The organism is Okeania sp. SIO1H4 (assembly GCF_010672695.1).
GTDB lineage: Bacteria > Cyanobacteriota > Cyanobacteriia > Cyanobacteriales > Microcoleaceae > Okeania > Okeania hirsuta.
On sequence record NZ_JAAHGB010000007.1, the window covers coordinates 395,811 to 421,007 of the forward strand.

Genomic DNA, 25,197 nt, shown 5'->3' on the forward strand with positions numbered 1-25,197 from the left:
ATACAACCAAATCAGATGACCGAACTAAATCACGCTACAGTAGTCCTGACTGGTGCCACAGGGGGTTTTGGCCAGGAACTTACGCGCCAGTTATTACAAGCTGGCAGCCATTTAGTCCTGAGCGATATCAAACAAGATTCTCTAGATGAGCAAGCTTCTAAAATAACCAGCGAAATCACTACAGGGAAAATAATTTCTTGTATTGAGAGCGATCTTTCTCACCGCGAAGGCTGCTTGAATCTCTACGATCGAGTTAAAGCATTAGATATACCCATTGATATTTTAATTAATAATGCGGGAATAGGATTATTTGGTCGGATGGACGAAGTTCCCCCTGATAAATGGGAACGGTTGATGCAGGTCAATTTACTAGCACCAATGCGGTTGAGTTCTCTTTTTGCTGCAGGGATGATCGAGCGCCAAAAAGGACACATTGTCAATATTTCTTCTCTAGCAGGTTGGATAGGTGCTGGGGGAATGGCTCACTATTCCAGCAGTAAATTTGGCTTGCGTGGTTTTAGTGAAGGACTTTTTAATGAAGTAAAAAGCTATAATGTTAAAGTCACTGTTGTTTATCCCTTTTTCAGTCGTACCCCTATTCTTCTCTCGGAACGTTATGGAACGCTAGCTCAAGGCAAGGAAGGTTTTCCTGAACGCTTCGCAACTAATCCAGCTAAAGTAATGGAAAAAACAATTAAAGCCATTGTTCGTAACCAACTTCATGTATTTCCCGATGGAGCAGCTCAAAGTTTGCATATTTTCAAGCAGTATTTCCCTGGGTTGGTTGATTGGATTAGCGATCGATTGATTTGAAATCAAAAGACAATCTAATATCAAATCTGGTTAAACAGTTATAGAATGGTTAAGTCAGGAGGGGTTAGGGGTGGGTTGACTCCTAAGAAATACCCTAGATATTTGTAGCAAACATTTATCAATTTGGTATTATACAGCATTTGTAAGGGTTAACGGCCGTTAACCCTTACAATATCTGGTAGTTATGTGTCAATCCTAGTGTTATACCTGAAAGCTGATAGCTGATAGCTAGTTAAAAATTAATTCCATTCAGCTAAAACAATTTTTCCAATAGTTCTACCCTTTTCAAGACGTTGATGAACATCCCGTAGATTTTTAGCATCGATCGGTTTGACTACCTCATTGCAAGTTGTAACAATTACACCATCTTCGATCAGTTGACTCAACTCATTAAGTAAATTGCTTTGCTCTGCCATATCTTCTGTTTGATACATGGAGCGAGTAAACATAAATTCCCAAACAAAGCCAGCACTCTTACTCTTCAAAGTATTCATATCTAGCGGTTGTTCGTTTTCGACAATGGAACAGATCGTGCCTTGGGGTTTAATCGCTTTAGTCATAGCTTGCCAGTGACCATCGGTGTCATTCAAGCACAGAATATAATCGACATTTTGATAACCAACTTTATCAATTTCTTCCGCAAGATTATTGCGATGATTGACCACCTCATCAGCACCAAGTTTTTGACACCAAGCGATAGTTTCAGGACGAGAAGCTGTAGCAATAACATTCAGCTTGGCTAACTTTTTCGCTATTTGAATCGCAATAGAACCAACTCCCCCTGCACCATTGATAATTAAAATTGATTTACCCGCATCTGCTCCTTTTTGATCAATATTCAATCTTTCAAATAGAGCTTCCCAAGCAGTGATACCAGTAAGAGGAAAAGCTGCTGCATGAGCAAAATCTAAATTCTGGGGTTTGCGACCAACAATTCTGGCATCCACTAAATGAAATTCGCTGTTGCTACCAGGACGAGTAATATCTCCTGCATAATAAACCTCGTCTCCAGGTTGGAATTCTGTTACTGCTTCTCCAACTTCTACCACGATACCTGCTGCATCCCAACCAAGAATGCGGGGTTCGGATTCAACTTTATCTTTAGGTGCGCGGACTTTAGTATCTACTGGGTTAACAGAAATTGCTTTAACCTGTACCAATAAATCTTTGCCTTTAGCTGTGGGTTTAGGAATTTCAACGTCTAATAGACTATTTTCGTTGTTAATCGGTAAATATTGAGTTAAACCTACTGCTTTCATAGTTTTTACCTCCAAATTTTAAATATTATGGCGCTACGCGCTAGGGAATAGGGAATAGGGAATAGGGAATAGGGAACAGGGAACAGTAGACTGTCAAAGGGTTTTCGGTGCGGAAACGCTCCGCGAACAGGATGGGTAAATGTCTTAACCTTAATGCGTAGTGCTATATTAGCTAGCTTATTAGGATCGGGCGAGGTTACTTCTTGGACTACGCCGGAATAACGTCGAACTTGCCATTCGTGCGTATATAGATGATGCTCTCCTCTGTTGCTTTAGACGAGACTTGATGCACCGACTCTTCCTTCAAGGTGAAATAACTGCCCGGCACCAAGGTCTTGAGATCGGTCTCACTCGTCACTTGGTACTGTGGTTGACCCTGGATTACCACAGCATGGAATGTCGAGCCGTGGCTACGTATCTTTCCAGTAAACCCAGCAGGTAGCTTGACAAAACTTCCGTATAATTGATCGTCCTGCGGGTTGCCCCAAAGAAAAGCTACCTTTTGTCCATTGGCAGAGGCAGGCATTCCGGGCTGATCGATCCAAACAATGTTCGATGGGTCCACATTAATCGGCTTGTCATCGCTAGAAAACGCCTCCTCAGTAGGAAGGACGAGATACGGCCCCTCATCGATCTCTATGTATGCCAGGTTGTTGCTGCCCTCGGCAGCGGTAATGTGCACACCTCCGGCTGGCTGTGTCCAGAAAGAACCCGTCGGCAGCCACATCTTCTCGGCATTCGGGTCATCGTTGTGAACTGTGCCGCTAATGGCCACTCCACGGTAGGTGATATTGTGAATGTGAGGTGGCGACGAGAAGCCGTCCACAAACTCTACGAGGAAGCCTGAAGGCCCGGAGCTAGTGCGATCGCCCCAAAGGGTACCAGCCCTCGGGCTTTGGTCGCCGCGGGCGGGGTTGAGCGGTCCCCACTGGACTTCGGACCTTAAGACGACCTCGGAGGTTGGCTTGGCTGCTGATTCCAGCTCTATGGTTTGGGATGTGACCTGGGAGCTAGTATAAGCGACGATTACGATGCTTATAAGTGCTAGTGCGAGTAATAGAAACGTTCTTATGTTCTTCATTTTGATCATTTTAATTTCTCCAAGAGCGTCAGACTACCCAATCACCATTACAGTCTTACTCTGGAGCAAATTATGATTTCCATGAGAGACTGCGGAACCGAGCAGATGAATTTAAAATCTGATGAGTCCTCGTCTGTATCAAGTAATAGAATAAATTTGGATGGTAAAGCAGTTTATTTGTGCTATATTATACAATAAAATAGCTAAGAATGCAAACTATTTTTGCCAAAATACAATCATAAACTAGAACTATGCGTTTGCATAGGATTCGACAGGAAAGGTAAAATTGGAGTGGCTCTGCGAGAGTGGGTTTCCCTTCCCTCCGATCCTGAAGGGAACGCCATATCTAATCGACCAAGAGAACAGAATATTCGATATTTCAAGCCTCCTTATTGCAGAGGTACTGATAACTGACTACCTAAAATACAATGCAAACCGAATTTAACTTTTTTCAGCACTGGTATCCTCTTTCACCTATTGAAGACCTAGATCCAGAAATCCCAGTTCCCGTCACTCTGCTGGGAATACGTTTAGTTATCTGGAAGCCAAGATATTCTGAGAATTACCAGGTATTTTTAGATGTTTGTCCTCACCGTCTAGCACCCTTAAGTGAGGGTCGTGTTGATGATAAAACTGGTAATTTAATGTGTAGTTATCATGGTTGGCAATTTGATTCTCAAGGTATCTGTACTCATATTCCCCAAGCTGAAAATCCTGAAATTATTGCCAAAAATCAAAGAAATTTCTGTGTAACTGCCTTACCAGTGCGTCAAGAAAATGATTTACTATGGGTTTGGCCTGATGCGAAAACAGCAGACTTAGCTGATACTACACCCTTACCATTATCACCACAAATAGATGCTGAGAAGGGTTTTGTGTGGTCTTCTTATGTCCGCGATCTCGAATATGATTGGCAAACTTTAGTAGAAAATGTAGCAGATCCTAGTCATGTTCCTTTTGCTCATCACGGGGTTCAGGGGAATAGAGAAAAAGCTGGACCAATAGTTATGGAAATTGTGGAATCTACTATTGATTTAATTGAAGTTTCTAGTCCTGGAAATTTGCCGACAAAAATTACTTTTGAACCACCTTGTCGTTTAGAGTATGAAATTAGTATTGGTGGCAGTGGAAAAAAAATAGGACTTGTTACTTATTGTTTGCCTGTATCCCCTGGTAAATCTAGAATTGTTGCTCAGTTTCCCAGGAATTTTGCTAAAACAATTCATCGACTGACACCGCGTTGGTGGGATCATATTCAAACTCGTAATTTAGTTATCGATGGAGATATGATTATATTAAGTCAACAAGAGCATTTACTTCAACAAAAACAATTAAGTGAAAGTTGGAAAACAGCTTACAAGTTACCTACAAGTGCAGACCGTTTAGTAATTGAATTTAGGAACTGGTTTGATAAATATTGTGATGGTCAACTACCTTGGAGTAAAGTAGGAATTAGCATACCAAATAACTCACTAATAAATAATAATCGTGCTTTTATATTGGATCGTTATCAACAACATACTCAGCATTGTAGAAGTTGTCGGCAAGCATTGAAAAATCTACAAAGATTACAAATTTTCCTGATAACTTATTTCATAATTATTGTGTCTGGAGTTGCTATTTTTCCAGATGAGTTGCGTATCAAAGTCGGTTTACCTTTAGTAATTACTGCACTTTTAGGAATGGGAGTTTATGCTTGGTTGAAATTGTGGTTAATTCCTCAATTTTACTTTGTTGATTATATCCATGCTAAAAAATGAATTGCTTTCAAAAGTATGCAACAATCTGTGATAATAAGATACAAATATTAATTTAGATAGTCACTAAATAAGTCTGATAAATATCTTGCAAAATTACTCATTTTGTGATATTAAATGTTCTGAATTAAAATGGTTTAAAATAACTTCCACAGAGGAAATCTATGAATTCTGTCGCTCTTCCCAACAAGACCCCCTATCAAAACACTAAATCCCTCGATCTCAATCTCAATACTATTGAGGGAACTGTACCTGGGGACCAGATTTGGTTTGTACCGCGATCGCAATTGGATGGAGGAGCAGCAGTTGCCAAACACGTCGAGATTCCGCGCGAGTGCGTTCACTATCCATGCTACGAAGTAGAAGCTAGGATAATCGCAAATTATTTAATAGAAATATCTAGAAAAGAGGGAATAGGGAACAGGGATAAATAATTGACAATTTATAGATAATAATTGCTTTGATTTTTAATTTTTGGAGATGTCTATGAGTTCAACTAATATCATCAATTTAATTAACCTAAAAGCCAGGAATGAGAATTTTATTTTATTGAATAGAAAGTAGAGGATAAATAAGAATAAATTATCTAATAATTTATGATAAATTAAGAAAACTTTATCTGATGAGAAATAGGAGTTAAGTAAGTTCTGAACTGGTGTAGGAATGACCCGATATTAGTGCAAAAAAATACTCACTAAACCCTTACCACTTTCTCAGGTGAATCTCAGATTTTTCATAGACTATGTTAATATGGATACTGAATACTTTATAAGTGTAAGGTTGAACTAAATTAATTGGAGAAAATAATATTATGAAAAACATCAACAAAAAATTAGTTGTAGCTAGTGCAATAACTGGTGTCTTAGCTGTTGGTCTTACCACTTTTGGTAATAGTCAGGAAGCTCTTGCTGGCAAAGAAGGTATGGAAAAATGTGCTGGTATTGTTAGAAAAGGTATGAATGATTGTGGTGCTAATGGCCATAGCTGTTCAGGTCAGTCAACAGTAAGTGGAGATCCTAACGAGTGGATTTATGTTCCAGAAGGTACTTGTGAAAAAATTGTTGGTGCAACTCTTAAGAAATAGACTCGCTACATATTAACTAAAAAGTTAAATTATTATTACAAAAATTGTTTGTGGTATTTTTTAATAAAGTTATGATTTGAGGTTAATAGAATTGAGAAGGGAAAAATATTTTATATAAAGTATCTCTTTCTTTATTTCTATCTCTCGTCAAATTAGCTTATAATTAAAAAATGCCATATTTTTTTATGGGTACATCTCAATGCAAGAATAAAGCCAAAAATTTATTGCTTTTAGGCAATAGGGAATAGGGAATAGGAAAAAAGTATTTTTACAAATATGAGATGCACTCAATTGGGGTTTGTAGATGTGGGGCGACAACTTTTCAGCCCAATCAACTTTTCCCGTTCTTCGGTTTTACCTTCTTCTTTCTTCCTTCTTCCTTTTTCCTTCTTCCTTATTTATTCTTAAATAAAAACAGTTTATGACAACCAAAATACAATCTCAAAAACTAGAATTTGATGTTAATCCAAAGTGGCAAAGCAAGGGATATTTACCCTGTATTCAGTCCTCCTCAATTCAAGGTTCAGGAATTGCTTTACGTTCGCTCCACTATCAATATATTCTGACTCAAAAACCGAAAGTAAATTGGTTTGAAGTTTTATCAGATAACTATTTATGTGCTGGTGGTTTACCACTATTTTATTTAGAAAAAATTCGTCAAGATTATCCTGTTACTTTACATGGAGTAGGAATGTCTTTGGGTTCAACAGACCCATTAGATTTAGATTATTTAACTCGCCTAAAAAATTTAGCAGCAAAAGTTGAACCAGATTTTATTTCTGACCATTTATCTTGGATATCTGTCAGTGGTCACTATCTTAACGATTTAATTCCGCTGGTTTATACAGAAAAGGTGATGGATTTTGTGGCATCGCGTATCCTACAAGTACAAGAATTTTTAGGTAGGCAAATTTTGATTGAAAATCCTTCTCCATATTTAACTTTTACAGATTCAACTATGTCGGAATGGGAGTTTATTGAGGGATTAGTAAAAAAAGCTGACTGTTACTTACTTCTGGATATAAATAATCTTTATGTTAATGCTATAAATAATGGAATTGACCCTCTAAAATATCTGGATGGCATCCCACCAACAAGGGTTAAACAAATTCATTTGGCAGGTTATGAAGAAAAGGAAAATTATCTATTAGATACTCACGGTTATCCTGTACATCCTCCAGTTTGGGAGTTGTATGAAGAAGCCTTGGTAAGGTTTGGTAGTGTACCTACTTTAATAGAATGGGATACAGATATTCCAAGTTTTGAAGTGTTAATGGCAGAAGCAAATAAAGCTGAAAAATTATTACAAAAGGTCAGTTGATTAATGGATAATGGATAATGGATAATGGATAATTACCTCTCCCTTTTAGGGAGAAGATTGACCCTTAAGGAAAAAATTTATTTTTTTCCCTTTCAAGGGGAGGCTTTTAAGCTGAATTATTTAATTATTTAATTAGAGCTTGCTGATTAAATCTAAAAGCATTTACATATAAAAACTTTAGCTTTTTTTTGGTATAAAAAAGTGCAAATTTTTCAGCTATTCATGCTCAAAAATTTAGTATTTTAGGCTCATAGTTGGGCAGAAAAATCATTCTTACAATTCTTGCTCCTATCTCCTCGCTCATTCCCATTTCTCCTGTCTCCTGTCTCCTGTCTCCTGTCTCCTGTCTCCTGTCTCCTACCCCTACTAAAAGACTTTTGAGCGCAAACCCTAATTATTAATTATTTGGTAATGGAAAATATTAATCTACAAAATTTATTTCTGCAAGCTGTATGGAAAAAAGACAGTATTAGTATAGAAGAATTAAGCAAACATATTAAGGCACCAAATAATTTAACACCTGCGGAAAGTTTGGCAATTTACAGGGGTAATGTTGTTGGAAATTTGAGTAATACATTAATGTCAATTTATCCTGTGTTATGCCAGTTAGTAGGAGAAAAGTTTTTTGAAGCAATGGCATTAAAATTTATTAATCAGTTTCCTTGTTTATCACCTGATTTAGGAGATTATGGGGAACAGTTTGCAGATTTCCTGACAGATTTTGAACCAGTAAAACATTTAGCATATCTGCCAGATATAGCACGTTTAGAATGGCATTGGCATCGAGTTTTTTGTGGTGAAGATACAAAGGGTTTAGATTTTCAAGCTTTGGGTGAAATTCCTCAAGAAAAATGGGGAGATTTGATTTTGTATTTACCGAAAAATAGTGTTTTATTAGAGTCTATTTATCCTATTCATAGAATTTGGCAAGTCAATCAACCAGATTATCAAGATGATAAAACGGTAAGTCTAGATGAAGGTGGAGTAAAAATATTTTTGTGGCGACAGGGTTATGATATGCGAATTGATTTACCCAATAATGAAGAATGGGAATTACTAAAGATTTTTCAAGGGAATTATCCATTTGAAATTGTTTGCGAAAAAGTCGCTGATATTGAACCTCAAGTTGATGTGGGTTCATTACTTCCATTGTTTGTACAGCGAGGTTGGATTGATAATTTTTGTGTTAAGAAGGAAGAGGGAAGAGGGAAGAAGGATGAATAAACAGATATTGAAGAAAAAAATAGGTATAGCAGAAGGAAGAAGGAAGAAGAAAGAAGGAAGAAGGAAAAATATTATGTTGTTTGAGTTTTAAGCTTTTGAGGTGTCCTAACCTTTCCTTCGACTACTATAAAAAGTCAAAATAATAGATATAATTATCTAATATCAAGTCTCATTAATTAGCCATAGTAAAAATTACCGAATAATTAATAATTAATAATTAAATAATTCAGGTTTAAAGCCGACCCTTTTAAGGGGAAAAAAGCGGTTGAGGGATGGCGAGGTCTCCTCGCCATATCCAATCAACCAAGACAGCGGTCGATCTTCGTAGCTTCCCGAAGGGTGGAATGGCGATCTTCGGAGCGGGTCTGCAAGAACGGGTCTCCTCGCCATATCCAATCAACCAAGAAAAGAAATAATATTTCCTTATATTCAATTCCGTAACGGTTTTAACCAGAGGTAATTAGGGCTTGCTGATTAAATATCAAAGCATTGACTGATATTGGTTTGCTGCCTTTTTTTGTCTTTAAAAAGTGCAAGCTTTTCGGTCTAAAAAGCTCATGCATGCTAGTATTTTGGGATGATTATGGCAGAAAAATCACTCTTACAATTTTTACTACTACCTCCTCGCTCATCCCCATTTCTCCTGTCTTCCCCTCCTGGGAGGGGGAGGGGCGAGGGGTGGGTTGTCTCCTGTCTCCTGTCTCCTACCCCCACCAACAGACTTTATTCAGCAAACCCTAATTATCAATTATCCATTATCGATTAATGAAAACGTATTTCATATTAGTAAGATACATCAGTCGCGGGCAAGATGCCCGCACTGGAAACACTTTACCATTCTTATGTGTACCTCATTTACCTGAAATCTGCTGTATATAACTGTTGAAGCGAGAATATTATTTTCGTGCGGAATGCTGCACCAACAAATTTCCCCTTGCTCCCTATTCCCTATTCCCTAAAATGAAAAAATTCCCCTAGAAGGGGGAAATTTCAGAGTAAGCATTCAGCTATTAGCGGTCAGCTTTTAGCTGTTTCATAGATAATGTATATACACTGCTAAGGTCAAGGTCAGTTTTTTTCCCATATTTTATAATTCTCCTTGAATTTTTTAATACTAATTCCTGCTCTCAAGGCAATAAATTAATAGCTGATAGCTGTAGCTGACTGCTGTTTGCGCAGCATTCCGCAGGAAATGCTTACATTTCAGACCCAATTTTTCAGTGAATTTTAACTACGGAATTAATTGACTTACAATAACCTGATAACGTCTATCATCCAACCCATCACCATTGTAAGCAAATTCCGGATCAATCATTTGTTTCATTTGCTCGATCCTCGCTGATGTTGCGGGATGAGTGCTAAGAAAAGATGGTGGAGAACCTTTTTTTAGCAATTTTTCCATAAATGTAATTGCACCATACTGAGCATATCCCGCTCTACCTAATGTTTCAATACCTATTGCATCCGCTTCAAATTCTGCCTCCCTACTTTTAGGCCGCCGTAATGCTAATTCTACCCCAACTTGGACAGCAACACTATCATCTACACCTGCTGCAGTAGCTAAACCCTGGGCCAATAATGTCTGACGTAACTGTTTTACTGCATGACGACTAGCAATATGGGCAATTTCGTGAGAAACAACACTAGCTAATTCTGCTTCGTTCTCTGCAGCTTTCATTAAACCAGTATTGATATAGACAAAACCTCCCATAGTGGCAAAAGCATTTATACTGTCATCCTCTACTACTTGAAAAGTATAGGGAATGTCTGGACGGGGACTGGCAGTAGCCAATCTTTGGCCAATTCTATTAATATATTCGTTAGCTGCGCGATCGCGATAAATTTTAAGATTTCTCTGTTTTAATAATTGTTGATTAATTTGTTTACCAAGTTCAACTTCTTGGCGGTCAGACAGGTTAGAAATTTGAATCATCTGAATACTCTGGAAAATTAATTCTCCCCAGGGAATAGCTTGACTGGGAGATGCTGTACCTGCACATAAACTAGCAGCGACCATTACAGATATTAATGGGTATGATACTTGACGAAAGGAAGAACGAGTAATTAGAGATAGTTTTTTCAACATGAGCTTTTAGATTAAAAGGTACTAGTGCCGCTACGTGGAAGTTAAGAGCGAGTGCGTAATTCTGAGGAAACCTCAGAATGTAAGACGCACTCAAGACAGTCATGCATTCAAAAGTTAAAAGTCAATCATTTTTGATTTGTAATTGTTTTAGGATTTTGTCACCGGTCAGTTATAGCGCTGTGCGCAGGCAACAGGCAACAGCTCCGGAAGGCAATAGGGGGAATAAATTGCTGATAATATAAGACTTTTAGCTATTGGACAATTCCTGCAATTTGTAAATATGCCAGCGCACATTGCTATAGCAGAAGAAAGAATTAAAGAAGGAAGAAGGAAAAATCTGACGTTGCCTTAATTTTAATATTTTGATTTGTCCTAACCTTTCCTTCGACTGCTATTTGTCCTAATTTTTCCTTCAACTGCTATTACAAATAAATTAGTGAATGATATTTGGTTGTTGTTGTCATTCACTACAAAAGTTATTGATAGCTTTTCCGCAAAGCTAAAATTTGATTTTACTACCGAAGATAAGGGAGTTTAGCTAATAAAAAACCTCCTTATCTTCATCCATTTAACTGTAAGCATTCAGCAGTCAGCTAGCCTCTTATCCGAGGAAATGTGGACTTCAGCTAGGCTCCTATGGTCGGAACTGCGTTATCAGCTTTAAAGGATAAAATTGCTTTTTTATCAAAGCTTAATAGTATGAATCTTTAGTTGAGAATGTAGTAGAAAAACGAATGTTTGCTTCATTCATTAAAAAGCTGTTTGCGCAGCATTCCGCAGGAAATGCTTACATTGAACTTATTTTGAAAATAAAATTTTCGTCGAAAAAAATATATAAGTATTACCTAAAATTTACAATTTACCACGTTATTAAAGTCAATTTAATTACAGATATACAAATCTTTATTTATCGTTACGCTGGCAAATTTTAATGATATTTATTGTGTTAAATGTACAATTACAAAACTCTATTATTGGTGCTTGGCTAAACATGATATTAAGTGGTAATATCTTTAAGAAGAGATTTTCTAAATGAAAATTATGTGTATTAGAAATCTGGTAAAAATCCAAAATCAAATCAATTATCACACATAAATTATCAGTTATTTCCCCTCCTGGGAGGGGGAGGGGCGAGGGGTGGGTTCCCTAATGTCTACAGCAAAGCTGCCTACTCCCTATGCGTGGAGGAGATGTCTATTACCTAACCATCCTGGTTATCGACAAAAGAATGGCAATAAATGATACCCAATATCACTTGTAATTATTAGTTGATGAAATTATGAAAATTCTCGATTCTCAAGGACGATTATTTGGTAAAGTCAGTGTCTTAGATGTGGGCGCTGTGTTAATAATTTTAATGGTATTACTGGGAATATTTATCGTTCCTGGTACTAATAAAACTTCTGTTGCTCAAGTGGGTAATATTATTACTAAACCAATGGAAGTAGATGCTATTGCTTTAGGTTTAAAAGGACGGAACCCTGAAAAATTATTAAGGGAAGGAGAGAAAACTCAATTAATTATTAGAAATCAACCTTATGGAAAAGTTGACCTAAAATCTGTGGAATTTATGACTCGAAAAGTGGCAGTTCCTCAGCCTGATGGCTCAGTCAAAGCTTTGCCAGATCCTAGAGATAAAGAACTTTTTAGTCGGAATCTTTTATTAACTTTGGAAGGTAAAGGTAGAGTGACTGATGATGGTCCTGTATTAGGAAATATTAAGGTAAAAATTGGTATGACAATTGAGTTGGAGGGTGCGGATTATAATTTTAATGCTAGTGTGATTGATGTGCGAGTAAGAGAGTAATTTTCTGATTTTATAGAAGTCTAATAGGGTGTGTTTTGTTCCACAAAATATCTGGCCTGTGCAAAATACACCTTGAAGAAGGAAGAAGGAAGAAGGAAGAAGGAAGAAGGAAGAAGGAAGAAGGAAGAAGGAAGAAAAAATGGATGGGGATAGTCTTCGACACGCCACTCCGTGTCTTATAACCCCAACCAATTAATTGTTAACACCCTGTAGAGGGTGGGGTATTAAACCAAAAATAAAAAGATAATTTTACAGCGCAATTCATTTTAGGGTGGTGGTGCATAGTAATGGTCAAAGAAGTGTGGGGAGATGGGGGATGGGGAGTGTGAGAAAAATTAAAAAATATATATCCTCACCATTACCATGCAGGACTACCCATTTTAGTAACTACAAAATTCTTTTGAGTTAGGGAGTAGCGGTGCGACCCCGCGTCGGTGACAGACGCATCTGGTAGCGCACCAAGAGAGGGAGTAGGAAAATACTTTGGCCACTGTAGTCTATCTATTTGAAAATCACTACAATTAAAGTCTCGATGGAATGAACAAGCAAGCTAAAAAATAGAATACAGATATTAAGGGGTAATAATAGACAGAAAAGGCATCTAAATTTTCTGGAAAAATGACCAAAACTATGAGTATAAAAGAAGAAAGCGATCGCTTGATTAACAAATTTCTAGGATACCTAAAAAATTTAGAGTAAAATTTATCTATAGTAGTCGTTATTACTACTCTTAATTTATCATTTTCTTTGTGGGTTTAATACCCCACCGTCAACGGTCGTGTTCAAAATTACTTGGGGGAGCGAATCCCCATGTAATTTTCCTCCTGTCTCCTGTCTCCTGTCTCCTGTCTCCTTCTTCAAGGAATAGCTGTTTGGTTAGCACTTCCCAGGAGAAATAATCAAATATCAATAATCCACCTGATCTCCGAGATAACTAAATGCCTTCCTCCTTCTTACTTCTTCCTTCTTCTTTCTGAAAATAATTAAAGTTTTGATCAAAGTATTTACTTATGTCTAAAAATAATTCTCTTATCGGAAAAATTCTACATCAACGTTATCAAATTATTGAAAAATTAGGCACAGGTGGTGGATTTGGTGAAACTTATATTGCAGAAGATTTAGATATGCCGGAAATTCCCAAACCAAAATGTGTTGTTAAGAGGCTAAAACCGACACAAAAAAGTTTAGAAGTTCAGAGGTTATTTGAGCAAGAAGGTAGGATTTTAAAAAAATTAGGTTGCCATGCTCAAATCCCAACTTTATATGCTTATTTTGAAGATGAAGGAGAATTTTTCCTAGTTCAAGAACTGATAGTAGGTCACGATTTAACTAGAGAAATGAATTCCTATTGGAGTGAATTTCAAATCATCAATTTTTTAACGGATATTCTGGAATTACTGAGTTTTGTTCATCAAAATAATGTAATTCATCGGGATATAAAACCGGCAAATATTATGAGGCGAGAAACTGGTGGGAAATTAGTATTAATTGATTTTGGAGCAGTTAAAGAAGTTAGTACAATAGTAGTTGGTAAGTATGGGGAATTTACTAGCACTATTACCATTGGAACTCGTGGTTATATGCCTATAGAACAACTACAAGGTAGACCCCAATTTGCTAGCGATATTTATGCTGTTGGAGTAACTGCAATTCAAGCTTTAACAGGAAAACCTCCCCAACTATTTCCCCTAAATAGCTATGGAGAAATAGACTGTAAAAAACTCTTTTCCTCTTCCGATGTCAGTGATGAGTTAGTTAGTTTTTTCATAAAAATGGTGAATATTCACTGGCCTCTACGCTACCTAGACGCTAAAGTTGCTTTGGCAGAATTATCGAATATTACATCAAATTTAATAAGAGTGAAAAAACATAATATATGCTACGCAAACTCAATAGACACTCCTACTGATATACCTATTTCTGATATAGAACTACCTTCTGGTCAAGTTCCTTTAAATTCTCCTTTTTATATTGAGCGATCGCCTATCGAATCAGAATGTTTTCAAGCTATTGTTAAACCCAACGCATTAATTAGAATTAAAGCGCCTCGACAAATGGGAAAAAGTTCTTTATTATCCCGAATTTTAGCTCATTCTAGTCAGCAAGGTCATCGAATAGTTGATCTAAATTTTCAAACTATAGATACGGAATTTATCGAAAACTTAGACAAATTTTTGCAGTGGTTTTGTGCAAGTATTAGCGACAAATTGGGTTTAGAAGAACAGTTAGATAAATATTGGAAAAAAGTCTTAGGAGTGAAAAAAAGGTGTACAAAATATTTTGATAAATATTTGCTCGCTGAAATTAAAGCTCCCATAGTTTTAGGATTAGATGAAGTTGACAAAATTTTCCAAAATCCCGGTCTAGCAACAGATTTTTTTGCCTTATTAAGAGCTTGGCACGAACAAGGTAAAAATAATCCTGATTGGCAAAGATTACGATTAATAATTGTTCATTCTAAGGAGGTTTATATTCCTCTGAATATTAATCAGTCTCCCTTCAATGTGGGATTAGGAATTGAGTTGCCAGAATTTAATTTAGAACAGGTAAAATATTTAGTAGAAATACATGGTTTAAAATGGTCTTTAAATTGGTCTGAAAAACTAATGGAAATGTTAGGAGGCCATCCTTATTTAGTACGTCTAGCACTTTATCAAATTGCTAGTGGAAAAATTACTTTAGAACGACTTTTAGAACTGGCAGCAACTGATGAAGGACCTTACTATAATCACTTACATCCACATTTGTTGAACTTGCAAAAAGATGAAACTTTACAGAAGGCAATGACAAAAGTTGTTAATGCAAAAACTCCTGTGGAAATTGGTACAATTGAGGCTTTTAAATTGCGGAGTATGGGATTAGTTAAATTTCGGGGAAATGCTGTGGTGCCTTTGTGTAGTTTATATAAAGAATATTTTCGAGTTCATTTTTGAAGAAGGAAGAAGGAAGAGGGTTATACCGTTTCACGGAAATTAAAATTATAAGTTATAAATCAAAAGTCAGAAGAATTAGGAAGTAAAAACTCAATGATGGGACTTTAGTTTATCATTTTCTTTGTGGATTTAATACCCCACCGTCAACGGGGGTGTTCAAAATTACTTGGGGGAGCGTAGACGCGGAGCGGCCCTTCGTTGACTATCCATAAGTAATTTTCCTCCTGTCTCCTGTCTCCTGTCTCCTGTCTCCTTCTTCAATATACCATTTTGAAAAAAGAATGTTACGAATAGTAAGAGGGATAAAAATAATTTTCAGGAGACATCCCTTTGACAAAAAAGATGATTTCCAACCTAAAAAGTGGTATTGAAGCAATTCCCATACGACTCCTGACTCCTGACTCCTGACTCCTAAAAAATCCCCTAGTTATTTGTAGCAAACATTTATCAAAATGGTATTATACCAATTCCTAAAAGTAACACTATACTTGGGTAATACTTCAGTTATTAATTAATCACAACAGATAGAATCACTTTTTTGCTAAAAATAGCCCAGTTAATATGAATTATTCTTACTTTTTACTTCTCCCCCACCCCTCTACTTCCCCTCCTGGGAGGGGTTAGGGGTGGGTTCCCTACTCAACAAAATGTAGAAAAGTTTTTGAGAAATGGTATTAGTTGATACGTTGTAATTCCTCAGCAATAATCTCTTGCATAACACTCTTAATTTTTGGGTTGAGTACCTGAGCTGTTCTTTGCATAGATTCTTGAAACAATTGTGGCATAAGTTCAATAGTTTTTCTTCCGGTTGGAGTTTGATAAAATTCAATTAATGTCTGCAAATCTTCTTCTGTAAAATATTTATCATTTTCTTTGTGGGTTTAATACCCCACCGTCTACACGGTGTTCAAAATTACTTGGGGTTAGAATCCCCATGTAATTTTCCTCCTGTCTCCTGTCTCCTGTCTCCTGTCTCCTTCTTCAACATAGATAGGATAGTAAACTTCTTCAACAATTTGTTGATAGCTAATACGTTCGAGAAACATCTGATTAGATTTCCGGATAATACTGGTTGTTTCTTGGTTGAGCTTATTTGTAATTTGTTGCCTTTCTTCGGGAGAAAGTTGTTGATTTTCAACTAATTCAGAAGTTAAAATAGAACTGAATTGTTGTTCCATTTGAGACAACATAGCTCGAATTACTTCTTGAAATGTTTTTTCGCCTCCTATAAGTTCCAAATATCGATCGATCAGTTGTTGTTTTCTTGTAGAAGTTTTCTGGGATACTCTCAGATTAGATTCAGAATAATTAGGAAAAATTTGAGGGTTAGAAACTTCAGAATTTAGGAAAAACAATGATGAAGTTAAACTAATTAGGAATATTTGTTTTAACATGAGTCAAATTAAGTTAATTTAAGTTGATTAGAGGTAGACGTATAATCAAAAATGAAGCCTTAACTCCAATATTTTCTTTGTTCTTGATTCTAATACCAAATTCACGCAAAGGCAGTTACATCTTAATTTGTGATTTCTTCTTAAAAGAAAAAAATATAAATTCCATAAATTCTAAAATTTCCACCTTTTTTCCTCTTTAATATTTATGTTTTTCTTTCTCTGTTCCCAGCTCCGGTGTTCCCAGTTAAGTGTGTCCTCACCCTTTGCAATATTTTATGAAATTGGTATAATAATTATAACATAATGATTTTTTTGCAAGGTTTAATTATCAATATTTTAGGAAACAGAAAAGAATAAAAATAAAAAGAATAAAAATAGGTATATCTGATTGATGAATATCATACTCTAATAAATTGAGACGGAGCTAACCTTTGAGTAGCTTGAGTAGAGCGATCGCCAAACTCAACAAGCTAACTAGGGCTTGCGTATGGAAAGTCTTTTTGCTCTTTGTAGGAGACAGGAGACAACCCACCCCCAACCCCTCCCAGGAGGGGAAGACAGGAGACAGGAGAAATGGGTCGGGAGCGAGGAGGTAGAAGTAAGAATTGTCCCTAGATTTTTCTGCCCAACTATGCGCCTAAAATACTAACTTTTTGAGCGTTAATGACTGAAATAGGCGCACTTTTTTCGACCCCAAAAAGGCACTTTTCTTTATATATCAATGCTTGTAGATTTAATCAGCAAGCCCTAACTTATACCAATTTCATACAATATTGCTATGATGCTTTAGTCTATTGGTGGAAATCTAAAGATTAATACTTTAATACCAAATTCACGCAAAGGCAGTTACATCTTAATTTGTGATTTCTTCTTAAAAGAAAAAATTATAAATTCCATAAATTCTAAAATTTCCACCTTTTTTCCTCTTTAATATTTATGTTTTTCTTTCTCTGTTCCCAGCTCCGGTGTTCCCAGTTAAGTGTGTCCTCACCCTTTGCAATATTTTATGAAATTGGTATAACTAGCTGTCAACTAAAAGCTTTGAGCTATCAGGTTAGGGTGGGAATTTCTATCCACTTCTTGCTTCTTGCTTCTTCCCTTTTCCTTCTTCAAATTAACTATGAATAATTACGAATACTACATCGGTGGAAGTCTGCCAATTCATGCCAAAACTTATGTAAAAAGACAAGCAGATGAAGACTTATATCAAGGTTTAAAAAACGGAGAATTTTGCTATGTATTAAACTCCCGGCAAATGGGAAAATCTAGCTTGCGAGTCAAAACAATGCAACGCTTAAAACAAGAAAATGTTGCCTGTGTCAGCATTGATATGACAGAAATTGGCATTTATGATATTACCCCTTCAGAATGGTACGCCAGTATTATTGATACTATTTTAACTGCCTTAAATTTAGATGATGATTTTGATATTGAGGAATTTTGGGAAGGCAATAACAAACTTTCCAATATCAAACGGTTTAGTAAATTTATTAGTCAAAACTTATTGCCTTCTATTTGCCAACAAATTGTAATTTTTATCGATGAAATAGACAGTACCATCAGCCTACCTTTTAACATTGATGACTTTTTCGCACTTGTCCGAGATTGTTACAATAAACGGGCAGATAATTCTGATTATCAAAGGTTAACTTTTGCCATGATTGGAGTCGCAACTCCCGCAGATTTAATTAAAGATAAAAAACGTACTCCTTTTAATATTGGTAGAGCCATAAAATTAACAGGTTTTCAGTTAGCTGAAGTCGAACCATTAGCACAAGGTTTAATTAACAAAACTACCAATATTAATAAGTTGATGGAGGTGATTTTAGATTGGACCGGAGGCCAACCATTTTTGACCCAGAAAGTTTGTAAATTAATTCAGGATAGTCCAGAAATTGTACCAGATGACCAAGAGGCAGAATGGGTCGCCAATTTGCTCAGACAGAGAATAATAGACAATTGGCAAGTACATGATGACCCAGAACATTTAAAGACAATACGCGATCGCCTGTTGGTGAATGAAAAACGGGCGAGTCGGTTATTAGGTCTGTATCAGCAGATTTTAATCACCCACACTTTAGAACTGAGAACTGAGAACTCAGAACTCAGAAGTGATACTCCCCACACTTTAGAACTGAGAACTGAGAACTCAGAACTCAGAAGTGATACTCCCCACACTTTAGAACTGAGAACTGAGAACTCAGAACTCAGAAGTGATACTCCCCACACTTTAGAACTGAGAACTGAGAACTCAGAACTCAGAAGTGATACTCCCCACACTTTAGAACTGAGAACTCAGAACTCAGAACTCAGAAGCGATACTCCCCACACTTTAGAACTGAGAACTCAGAACTCAGAACTCAGAAGCGATACTCCCCACACTCCCAATATTCCCCTCCTGGGAGGGGTTAGGGAATCCCACATCCAGGCAAATGACAACCCCAACCAAATGGAACTCCGTCTTACAGGTATAGTAGTAAAACAGGAACAGCGGTTGCAGGTTGCTAACCGTATTTATCAAGAAGTGTTTAATCTCCAGTGGGTAGAAAAAGAGTTGGAAAAGTTGCGTCCCTACTCAGAAGCATTTACTGCTTGGGAAGAGTCAGAATATCAGGACGAGTCTCGACTGTTACGGGGTCAAGCATTGACTGATGCTTTAGCGTGGTCTGTGGATAAAAGTCTGAGCGATCGCGACTATCAATTTTTAGCTGCTGCTCAGGAGGTGGAGAAACAGGCGATCGAGTTGGAGAAGTTGGAAGCGCAGGTAAAGTTGGATGCTCAGTTAAAGGCAAATCAGATATTAGAAGAAGCGAAGCAGATAGCAGACCTGAAGTTGGCAGAAGCAGAAGCAGTGGGAAAAAGTATTACCTCTAAATTATTGTCTAACTCTGGCAAATATTTTGAAGGGTTGTTGCAAGCATTGAGAGCGGCGAAACAACTACCACTCGCTAGGGAGATATTCCAACCCCAGGATGAGAGCAAAATGCAGATAATAGATGCTCTGAGTCAAGCTATATATATAGATGATGGAAAGTACCGAGAACTTAACCGTCTTCAGGGACATGAGGATGAGGTCAATGGTTTAGCATTTAGTCCGGATGGAGAGACTATTGCCACTGCAAGTGCTGACTATACGGTGAAATTGTGGAACCGTCAGGGGAAATTATTGCAGACTCTCACCGGCCATAAGGATGCGGTCTTTGGTGTAGAATTTAGTCCGGATGGAGAGACTATTGCCACTGCAAGTTATGACAAAACGGTAAAACTGTGGAACCGTCAGGGGAAATTATTGCAGACTCTGGTAGAGCATGAGGATGCGGTCTTTGGTGTAGAATTTAGTCCGGATGGAGAGACTATTGCCACTGCAAGTGCTGACTATACGGTGAAATTGTGGAACCGTCAGGGGAAATTATTGCAGACTCTCATCGGCCATAAGAACTGGGTCTGGGGTGTAGCATTTAGTCCGGATGGAGAGACTATTGCCACTGCAAGTTATGACAAAACGGTGAAATTGTGGAACCGTCAGGGGAAATTATTGCAGACTCTCACCGGCCATGAGGATGCGGTCTTTGGTGTAGAATTTAGTCCGGATGGAGAGACTATTGCCACTGCAAGTGCTGACAAAACGGTGAAACTGTGGAACCGTCAGGGGAAATTATTGCAGACTCTCACCGGCCATGAGGATGCGGTCTTTGGTGTAGAATTTAGTCCGGATGGAGAGACTATTGCCACTGCAAGTGCTGACAAAACGGTAAAACTGTGGAACCGTCAGGGGAAATTATTGCAGACTCTCATCGGCCATGAGAGTTTGGTTAATAGTGTAGCATTTAGTCCGGATGGCCAGATGATTGCTTCTGCTAGTGCTGACAAAACGGTAAAACTGTGGAACCGTCAGGGGAAATTATTGCAGACTCTCATCGGCCATAAGAACTGGGTCTGGGGTGTAGAATTTAGTCCGGATGGAGAGACTATTGCCACTGCAAGTGCTGACAAAACGGTAAAACTGTGGAACCGTCAGGGGAAATTATTGCAGACTCTCACCGGCCATGAGGATTGGGTCTTTGGTTTAGCTTTTAGTCCGGATGGAGAGACGATCGCAACTGCAAGTGCTGATTATACGGTGAAATTGTGGGACCGTCAGGGGAAATTATTGCAGACTCTCACCGGCCATGAGGATTGGGTCTTTGGTTTAGCTTTTAGTCCGGATGGAGAGACTATTGCCACTGCAAGTGCTGACAAAACGGTAAAACTGTGGAACCGTCAGGGGAAATTATTGCAGATTCTCACCGGCCATGAGGATTGGGTCTTTGGTTTAGCTTTTAGTCCGGATGGAAAGACTATTGCCACTGCAAGTGCTGATTATACGGTGAAATTGTGGGACCGTCAGGGGAAATTATTGCAGACTCTCACCGGCCATGAGGATTGGGTCTTTGGTTTAGCTTTTAGTCCGGATGGAAAGACTATTGCCACTGCAAGTGCTGATTATACGGTGAAGTTGTGGGACCTTCAGGGGAAATTATTGCAGACTCTCACCGGCCATGAGAGATCCCTCAGAGGTGTAGCATTTAGTCCGGATGGAGAGACGATCGCAACTGCAAGTCGTGACAAAACAGTGAAATTGTGGAACCTAGAAGGGAAATTATTGCAGACTCTCACCGGCCATGAGAATGAGGTTAATGGTGTAGCATTTAGTCCTGATGGAGAGACGATCGCAACTGCTGGTCGTGACAAAACAGTGAAATTGTGGAACCTAGAAGGGAAATTATTACAGACTCTCACCGGCCATGAGAATGAGGTTAATGGTGTAGCATTTAGTCGAGATGGAGAGACGATCGCAACTGCTAGTGGTGACAAAACAGTAAAATTGTGGAACGTTTGGAAATTCGATCGCCTCCATGAATGGGGTTGCAACTGGATGCGCGACTACCTCGAAAATAACCCTAATGTTAGTGAAAGCGATCGCCATTTGTGTGACGGTGTTATATCATGTCCGGTTGAACAGTTATAAATAAATAACGGCGGAGTCCTCAGGAGTCAGGAGTCAACCCACCCCTCGCCCCTCCCAACCCACCCCTAACCCCTCCCAGGAGGGGAGGGGAAGTCAGGAGAAAAGAGGGAAGGAAGAAGAACAACTGGAGTTGAAGGAGAAAGTTTTTTTATAACTAATTATCCGGACATAATATTATAAATATAGCGCTGTGCGCAGGGAACAGGGAACAGGGAACAGGGAACAGGGGGAATAAATTGCCGTTTGCGCAAGCATTCCGTAGGAATCATATAAGACTTCTAGCTCTTTTGCCCCTACTACAATTTGTAAATATACCAGCGCTCACTGCTATATTACCAAAATATCCTCCGAACGTTGACAATTATACAGTAGGTTCAGTTTTGCATAGAAACTGTCTTTTTTTTCCTTTTCAAGACACAGCAAAACCTGTATATTTTCGTTTATAGGGTGCGTGAAAAGCTAGAACAATATCTGACGATGGTACTCCTAAATCTACTAATTCACTAGCAATACCAATTTCTGTACCATCATGTTGTATCCAAATTTTTTCATTTTTAATATCTATTTGTAATACACAACCCCGTACTCGTCTATTGCCGTGCCAACCTACATTTATTAATTGGTAATGGTCGCGTTCTTCATCAAAAATAACTTGTACTTCTATCTCTCCATAAGATGGTTTATATTGACTATAGTCGGTAATAATCTTTTTAATATTTTCTCGATATTTAGCTAATTTTTCCATTGCACAATAACCTCTTTTTTAGCATCATAGACAATTAATTTAATTTCATTTTCTTCAACTACTATAGCAATCCTAAATAAGTTGTGACAAATCAAAGAGTAGATCAAAAAACTGAAACTCCCATCTGTTCCCTTTTCCCAGTTAAGTGTTCCCTATTTAGCTAATTTTTCCATTGAACAATAACCTCTTTTTTAGCATCATAGACAATTAATTTAATTTCATTTTCTTCAACTACTACTTGGGTAAAAATAAGAGTAAAAAAACTTTCATAAGCATCTTCAGACACAGCTAAATAGAGAGTTCTGCCTGGTTGATTTCTCCTTAATACTGTTCGATAGTTAATAAATTGCCCCAAGGCGTTATGAAATTCGGAAATTAGGGACTGTCGAAGAAAACTTTTGATTTCAACTGCGATTTGTTTTCCCTCTTTTTCAGCGCCAATAAGTTTTTCAGCACCCAGATCGACATACATATCAACACCACCAAATTCTAGATAAAGGGGGTCATCAGTAATTGTCCAATTTTCTTTGATTAAAGCGTTTTTAACAGCATCATGGAAGATATCTTTAGCAGGCATAATACCAAATTGATAAATGTTTGCTACAAATAGCTAGGATATTTCTTAGGAGTCAGGAGTCAGGAGTCAGGAGTCAGAATGAATACTATTTAAAGCGTTTTTTAGGTCGTAAATCATCGTTTTTGTCAAAGAGCATATCCTACATTTGTCTTTTTATTCCTTTTACTATTCGTAACATTATTTTTTAAAATTGGCATAATTTTATATCATGTCCGGTTAAACAGTGATAAATAAATAACTACGGAGTCCTCAGGAGTCAGGAGTCAGGAGTCAGGAGGAAAGAGGTAATAAAGAAGAACAACAGGAGAAGAAGGAGAAAGTTTTTTTATAACTAATTATCCGGACATGATATTACATCAATACTTGACTATAGCAATCCTAAATAGGTCGTGACAAATCAAAAAGTAAATAAAAAAACTGAAACTCTTACTTGTTCCCTGTTCCCAGTTAAGTGTTCCCTAAAAAGCAGTAAGATTTTTGACACAAATAAAATAGGATTACTATATTATTTTATACTATAATCGAAAGCTTAAAACTCAGACAACACGAGATTTTTCCTTCTTTCTTAGATAACTAGGGCTTGCTGATTAATTCTAAAAGTATTTACAGATAAAGGTTTTAGCGTTTTAGCGTTGAAAAAAGTACCAACTTTTTGGTGGAAAAAGCTCATGCATGCTGGTATTTTAGGATGATTATGGCAGAAAAATTGAGAGACAATTCTTGCTCCTACCTCCTCTACATTCCCATTTCTCCAGTATAGCTGTCTCCAGTATAGCTGTCTCCTACAAAGAGCAAAAAGACTTTATTCAGCAGACCCTAACTAAACCCTTTCTTCCTTCTTCCTTCTTCCTTCTTCCTTCTTCCTTCTTCCTTCTTCCTTCTGCACTATTTAGTTGCAACTACTGCTAAATTCCAAGCAAATCTTTTCATCAAAGGCAACTTTTTTAATACCCCATCTAATCTTTCTAATTTCCGATACATTGGTTCTAATCTTTGATGTTCGATAATAATTTTTTTCCAATAACGTTCCTTATTTGGATCGACTTTTTCAATTAAATAAAACCTTAAAAAAATCCACAAAGTTGCCAACCAAAAAGTATCGTAAGCTGTTTCTGAATAGAGAGATTTAATAAAATTAACAAGATTAATATCCAGAGGCATTTCATCCTCAGTTCTAACCTTTGTAGCAATACGTCGATAAACATTAATCACAGGATTATGTTTCAACGGGTCCCAAAAACAAGCTTTACCACCAGGTTTAAGAACGCGGTGCATTTCTCTAATTGCTAACTTTGGATTTGGTAAGTGGTGAAGTAAATTAGAAGCATAAACAAAATCAAAAGTATTATCGGCAAATTCTAAAGCCATTGCATCCATAACTTTCCCCTCAATTTGTACCCCATTTGTTTCAGCCAACTTAACAGCAACATCCACCATTCCAGAAGAATAATCAGTCGCCACACACCGCACTCCTTTTTTAGCAAAATAAACACTATTTTCCCCTGCACCACAGCCTAAATCTAACAAATATTTATTAGTTAAATCCCCCATTTGTTGGAGAATAAATCTATTTTCTGGAGCAGTACAACTTTCAAAATAATCAACTACTCGAATACCTTCTATATCAATAGTTGATGCCCAGATATCGTGGAATTGTCTTTCTTTAGCTAATATTTTGTCTTGCATTTTTTTCAGGAATTCAGAATAATATATGGTATAAAAATAGAGAATATTTTAGCATAATAAATGCTTTATAGTTTTGCTGGTTGGGTTAAGGAAAGTTAACGCAGGTTATCAAAATAACATTGGTCTAAAACCCCGCTTTTTAAGAGGTTGTCTGAAAAGTCTCATTTGCTACATCACGCGCCCCCCAAATCCCCCGTTCAACAAAAAGCGCAGCATCCTCTGGCTTCCCCCTTTCCAAGGGGGACGGGAGGGGGATCAATAAAGGGGGACTTTTACCAGTTAATAGATTCTTGTTCCGTTCTACTAAACTTACCCAAACTTACCCATGAATGATTGCATGAGCTTTGGAGCTAGCTTCCTGTTTCCCAGAAGACCACTGACTATTGTCTGCAACTTATCTTCTCCACAGGCTTCAAATCGGT

General features: G+C 37.5%; 20 protein-coding genes and 1 pseudogene. 11 read left to right on the plus strand and 10 right to left on the minus strand.

Annotated elements, in window-relative coordinates; genetic code table 11:
* Positions 1-15: 15 nt before the first annotated feature.
* Entirely contained in the window at positions 16-813 is a 798-nt protein-coding gene (locus F6K06_RS09095; RefSeq protein WP_124155707.1) for an SDR family oxidoreductase, read from the plus strand.
* A gap of 239 nt (positions 814-1,052) precedes the next feature.
* On the opposite strand, the gene F6K06_RS09100 is transcribed toward F6K06_RS09095, so the two are convergent.
* The gene (locus F6K06_RS09100) at positions 1,053-2,072 is read right to left on the minus strand and encodes a zinc-binding alcohol dehydrogenase family protein (RefSeq protein WP_124155706.1); all 1,020 of its coding nucleotides are present in this window, start codon (positions 2,070-2,072) and stop codon (positions 1,053-1,055) included.
* A gap of 208 nt (positions 2,073-2,280) precedes the next feature.
* A complete protein-coding gene (locus tag F6K06_RS09105) occupies positions 2,281-3,153 on the minus strand; it encodes a DUF4437 domain-containing protein (protein ID WP_287287884.1) in 873 nt (290 codons plus the stop codon).
* Between the two features lie 428 nt (positions 3,154-3,581).
* Between F6K06_RS09105 and F6K06_RS09110 the strand changes: the two genes are divergently transcribed.
* The 5 genes from F6K06_RS09110 (at position 3,582) to F6K06_RS09130 (ending at position 8,539) form a co-directional block, all read left to right on the plus strand.
* Positions 3,582-4,913 carry a Rieske 2Fe-2S domain-containing protein gene (locus F6K06_RS09110; protein ID WP_287240145.1) on the plus strand — a complete coding sequence of 444 codons (1,332 nt, stop codon included), beginning with the start codon at positions 3,582-3,584 and terminating at the stop codon, positions 4,911-4,913.
* A gap of 161 nt (positions 4,914-5,074) precedes the next feature.
* Entirely contained in the window at positions 5,075-5,344 is a 270-nt protein-coding gene (locus F6K06_RS09115) for a hypothetical protein (protein ID WP_124143053.1), read from the plus strand.
* A 377-nt stretch (positions 5,345-5,721) separates the two neighbouring features.
* Positions 5,722-5,994, plus strand: coding sequence for a DUF2282 domain-containing protein (locus F6K06_RS09120; RefSeq protein WP_287240142.1), 273 nt, complete (start codon positions 5,722-5,724; stop codon positions 5,992-5,994).
* A gap of 421 nt (positions 5,995-6,415) precedes the next feature.
* Complete coding sequence (locus tag F6K06_RS09125) at positions 6,416-7,315, plus strand: DUF692 domain-containing protein (protein ID WP_124155483.1); 900 nt, start codon at positions 6,416-6,418, stop codon at positions 7,313-7,315.
* Positions 7,316-7,726: 411 nt separating this feature from the next.
* Positions 7,727-8,539, plus strand: coding sequence for a DNA-binding domain-containing protein (locus F6K06_RS09130; RefSeq protein WP_287240139.1), 813 nt, complete (start codon positions 7,727-7,729; stop codon positions 8,537-8,539).
* 564 nt (positions 8,540-9,103) lie between these two features.
* On the opposite strand, the gene F6K06_RS09135 is transcribed toward F6K06_RS09130, so the two are convergent.
* The gene (locus F6K06_RS09135; RefSeq protein WP_161564307.1) at positions 9,104-9,256 is read right to left on the minus strand and encodes a hypothetical protein; all 153 of its coding nucleotides are present in this window, start codon (positions 9,254-9,256) and stop codon (positions 9,104-9,106) included.
* Between the two features lie 514 nt (positions 9,257-9,770).
* Positions 9,771-10,625, minus strand: a complete 855-nt coding sequence (locus tag F6K06_RS09140; protein WP_124155481.1) for a M48 family metallopeptidase — start codon at positions 10,623-10,625, stop codon at positions 9,771-9,773.
* A 1,279-nt stretch (positions 10,626-11,904) separates the two neighbouring features.
* Here F6K06_RS09140 and F6K06_RS09145 point away from each other — a divergent pair.
* Both F6K06_RS09145 and F6K06_RS09150 read left to right on the plus strand, forming a co-directional pair.
* The gene (locus tag F6K06_RS09145; protein ID WP_124143048.1) at positions 11,905-12,432 is read left to right on the plus strand and encodes a DUF4330 domain-containing protein; all 528 of its coding nucleotides are present in this window, start codon (positions 11,905-11,907) and stop codon (positions 12,430-12,432) included.
* A gap of 30 nt (positions 12,433-12,462) precedes the next feature.
* Positions 12,463-12,585 carry a hypothetical protein gene (locus F6K06_RS09150; protein WP_287240135.1) on the plus strand — a complete coding sequence of 41 codons (123 nt, stop codon included), beginning with the start codon at positions 12,463-12,465 and terminating at the stop codon, positions 12,583-12,585.
* 585 nt (positions 12,586-13,170) lie between these two features.
* Here F6K06_RS09150 and F6K06_RS09155 read toward each other — a convergent pair.
* A complete protein-coding gene (locus tag F6K06_RS09155) occupies positions 13,171-13,293 on the minus strand; it encodes a hypothetical protein (protein ID WP_275670358.1) in 123 nt (40 codons plus the stop codon).
* A gap of 149 nt (positions 13,294-13,442) precedes the next feature.
* Here F6K06_RS09155 and F6K06_RS09160 point away from each other — a divergent pair, with 149 nt between their 5' ends.
* Positions 13,443-15,365, plus strand: coding sequence for an AAA-like domain-containing protein (locus F6K06_RS09160; RefSeq protein WP_124155774.1), 1,923 nt, complete (start codon positions 13,443-13,445; stop codon positions 15,363-15,365).
* Between the two features lie 674 nt (positions 15,366-16,039).
* On the opposite strand, the pseudogene F6K06_RS09165 reads toward F6K06_RS09160, so the two are convergent.
* Both F6K06_RS09165 and F6K06_RS09170 read right to left on the minus strand, forming a co-directional pair.
* Positions 16,040-16,216: pseudogene (locus F6K06_RS09165) on the minus strand (DUF2059 domain-containing protein); the annotation flags it as partial.
* Positions 16,217-16,288: 72 nt separating this feature from the next.
* On the minus strand, positions 16,289-16,759 hold the full coding sequence (locus F6K06_RS09170; RefSeq protein ID WP_287240130.1) for a hypothetical protein: 471 nt from the start codon (positions 16,757-16,759) through the stop codon (positions 16,289-16,291).
* A gap of 431 nt (positions 16,760-17,190) precedes the next feature.
* Between F6K06_RS09170 and F6K06_RS09175 the strand changes: the two genes are divergently transcribed.
* Positions 17,191-17,355, plus strand: coding sequence for a hypothetical protein (locus F6K06_RS09175; RefSeq protein ID WP_287240127.1), 165 nt, complete (start codon positions 17,191-17,193; stop codon positions 17,353-17,355).
* A 524-nt stretch (positions 17,356-17,879) separates the two neighbouring features.
* Positions 17,880-21,767 carry an AAA-like domain-containing protein gene (locus tag F6K06_RS09180; protein ID WP_287308942.1) on the plus strand — a complete coding sequence of 1,296 codons (3,888 nt, stop codon included), beginning with the start codon at positions 17,880-17,882 and terminating at the stop codon, positions 21,765-21,767.
* Positions 21,768-22,176: 409 nt separating this feature from the next.
* On the opposite strand, the gene F6K06_RS09185 is transcribed toward F6K06_RS09180, so the two are convergent.
* The 3 genes from F6K06_RS09185 to F6K06_RS09195 form a co-directional block, all read right to left on the minus strand.
* Positions 22,177-22,512: a XisI protein gene (locus F6K06_RS09185; RefSeq protein WP_124143062.1), complete on the minus strand. Its 336-nt coding sequence runs from the start codon at positions 22,510-22,512 to the stop codon at positions 22,177-22,179.
* Positions 22,513-22,672: 160 nt separating this feature from the next.
* The gene (locus F6K06_RS09190; protein ID WP_124143063.1) at positions 22,673-23,089 is read right to left on the minus strand and encodes a XisH family protein; all 417 of its coding nucleotides are present in this window, start codon (positions 23,087-23,089) and stop codon (positions 22,673-22,675) included.
* Between the two features lie 885 nt (positions 23,090-23,974).
* A complete protein-coding gene (locus F6K06_RS09195; RefSeq protein ID WP_124143946.1) occupies positions 23,975-24,775 on the minus strand; it encodes a class I SAM-dependent methyltransferase in 801 nt (266 codons plus the stop codon).
* Positions 24,776-25,197: the final 422 nt, after the last annotated feature.

Bases quoted from the DNA above. Each gene is read 5' to 3' on its own strand.
- F6K06_RS09115 (WP_124143053.1), top strand. From the start codon at position 5,075: ATGAATTCTGTCGCTCTTCCCAACAAGACCCCCTATCAAAACACTAAA.
- F6K06_RS09120 (WP_287240142.1), top strand. From the start codon at position 5,722: ATGAAAAACATCAACAAAAAATTAGTTGTAGCTAGTGCAATAACTGGT.
- F6K06_RS09145 (WP_124143048.1), top strand. From the start codon at position 11,905: ATGAAAATTCTCGATTCTCAAGGACGATTATTTGGTAAAGTCAGTGTC.
- F6K06_RS09110 (WP_287240145.1), top strand. From the start codon at position 3,582: ATGCAAACCGAATTTAACTTTTTTCAGCACTGGTATCCTCTTTCACCT.
- F6K06_RS09190 (WP_124143063.1), bottom strand. From the start codon at position 23,089: ATGCCTGCTAAAGATATCTTCCATGATGCTGTTAAAAACGCTTTAATC.
- F6K06_RS09125 (WP_124155483.1), top strand. From the start codon at position 6,416: ATGACAACCAAAATACAATCTCAAAAACTAGAATTTGATGTTAATCCA.
- F6K06_RS09130 (WP_287240139.1), top strand. From the start codon at position 7,727: ATGGAAAATATTAATCTACAAAATTTATTTCTGCAAGCTGTATGGAAA.
- F6K06_RS09170 (WP_287240130.1), bottom strand. From the start codon at position 16,759: ATGTTAAAACAAATATTCCTAATTAGTTTAACTTCATCATTGTTTTTC.
- F6K06_RS09140 (WP_124155481.1), bottom strand. From the start codon at position 10,625: ATGTTGAAAAAACTATCTCTAATTACTCGTTCTTCCTTTCGTCAAGTA.
- F6K06_RS09195 (WP_124143946.1), bottom strand. From the start codon at position 24,775: ATGCAAGACAAAATATTAGCTAAAGAAAGACAATTCCACGATATCTGG.
- F6K06_RS09095 (WP_124155707.1), top strand. From the start codon at position 16: ATGACCGAACTAAATCACGCTACAGTAGTCCTGACTGGTGCCACAGGG.
- F6K06_RS09105 (WP_287287884.1), bottom strand. From the start codon at position 3,153: ATGAAGAACATAAGAACGTTTCTATTACTCGCACTAGCACTTATAAGC.
- F6K06_RS09185 (WP_124143062.1), bottom strand. From the start codon at position 22,512: ATGGAAAAATTAGCTAAATATCGAGAAAATATTAAAAAGATTATTACC.
- F6K06_RS09100 (WP_124155706.1), bottom strand. From the start codon at position 2,072: ATGAAAGCAGTAGGTTTAACTCAATATTTACCGATTAACAACGAAAAT.
- F6K06_RS09160 (WP_124155774.1), top strand. From the start codon at position 13,443: ATGTCTAAAAATAATTCTCTTATCGGAAAAATTCTACATCAACGTTAT.
- F6K06_RS09180 (WP_287308942.1), top strand. From the start codon at position 17,880: ATGAATAATTACGAATACTACATCGGTGGAAGTCTGCCAATTCATGCC.